The organism is Bacillus timonensis (assembly GCF_000285535.1).
Classification (GTDB): domain Bacteria; phylum Bacillota; class Bacilli; order Bacillales; family Bacillaceae_L; genus Ferdinandcohnia; species Ferdinandcohnia timonensis.
Window position 1 is genome coordinate 15,228 of the sequence record NZ_HE610987.1, and the last position, 1,423, is coordinate 16,650.

General features: G+C 37.0%; 2 protein-coding genes. One reads left to right on the forward strand and one right to left on the reverse strand.

Going from position 1 to position 1,423, the window contains the following annotated elements; all coding sequences use genetic code 11:
- Positions 1-194, reverse strand: a 194-nt coding sequence (locus BTHG_RS27425) for a hypothetical protein (RefSeq protein WP_222860365.1), incomplete at its 3' end; no start/stop codon positions are given.
- A gap of 150 nt (positions 195-344) precedes the next feature.
- Between BTHG_RS27425 and BTHG_RS14545 the strand changes: the two genes are divergently transcribed.
- Positions 345-1,421, forward strand: a complete 1,077-nt coding sequence (locus tag BTHG_RS14545) for an FUSC family protein (RefSeq protein WP_010677462.1) — start codon at positions 345-347, stop codon at positions 1,419-1,421.
- Positions 1,422-1,423: the final 2 nt, after the last annotated feature.

Consider the following 1,423-nt stretch of genomic DNA (forward strand, 5'->3'; position numbering starts at 1 on the left):
GCGTCGCACCCGCCAGATTTGCGTCTGTTTTTTGTTTTTTGCGTCGCACCCGCCAGATTTGCGTCTGTTTTTTGTTTTTTGCGTCGCACCCGGCGGATTTGCGTCTGTTTTTTGTTTTTTGCGTCGCGGCCGGCGGATTTGCGTCTGCATTTCTTTTTTTGCGTCGTAGCCCAGGGGATTTGCGTCTTATACAAGGCTTTGCATCTGACAGCAGGCACATTTCATATAGGACATGTTTCCCTTGCTATACGCATAAAATCATTGTATGATACTGTATTGGTTTAGATTATGTAGAAAAAGCTAAACATAAAATAACAGCTTTTTTATAGAAAGGATTCGTATAAATGAAATTTGGTGCCCGCATGTTAAAAACGGGAATTGCCATTACCCTTGCGTTGATGTTGGGGAAGCTTTTAGAATTGCCTTCGCCAGTATTTGCTGGAATTGCAGCTGTCTTTGCGATTCAACCTTCGATCTACCGTTCTTACTTAACTGTGATAGAACAAGTACAGGCAAATCTTATTGGTGCTATCTTTGCAATTTTATTTGGAATGTATTTTGGCAATAATGCATTTATCATTGGACTAACTGTCGTTCTTGTTATTGCGATTAACTTAAGGTTTAAGATGGAAAAGACCATCCCAGTCGCAATTGTGACGGTGATTGCGATAATGGAAAGCCCGAGTGAACAGTTTTTTGAATTTGCAAGCCTGCGCTTTCTTGCAATCTTATTGGGAATCTTATCCGCCTTTTTGGTGAATCTGATTTTTCTACCACCTAAATATGAGAAAAAACTATATGATGCGATTGTCGAGCAATGCGAGGAAATCTTTAAGTGGATCCGAGTAAGTACAAGACATGCTTCTGAGTATAATACGCTAAAAGATGACATCGAAAAAATTAAAGAAAACATCATACAAATTGATCAACTATTTCTCCTTTATAAAGAGGAACGAAATTATTTTAAAAAGGTAGAATACGAAAAGTCTAGAAAGCTTGTTTTATTTAGACAAATGATTGCTTGTACAAATCGGGCCTTGGATACACTAAAACGGCTCCATAGACATGAAAATGAAATACAAGAATTACCGATTCCGTTTCAGCAAGTATTTGTTAAAGAAATAGACGATCTCATTCATTCTCACGAGCAAATTTTATTAAAATTTGTTGGTAAAGTGAAAGTTCAGGCACCTGAAGAGTTAATGCAGGATTTTGTTTTTGATCGAAAAAAAGTAATTGATACTCTTATTGAATACCAAAATCCGACCGACGAAGAAAGTCAAGAAAACTGGTATCATTTAATGACACTTGTATCTGCCATCCTTGAATACTCTGAACAGCTTGAAAGATTGGATACATTAGTAGATAGCTTTCAAAGTTTTCATAACGAAGTGATTGTAGAGCAAGCAAACAAAGAATAAAA

Excerpts from the sequence above, each read along its gene's own strand:
- BTHG_RS14545 (WP_010677462.1), top strand. The coding sequence starts at position 345 with ATGAAATTTGGTGCCCGCATGTTAAAAACGGGAATTGCCATTACCCTT.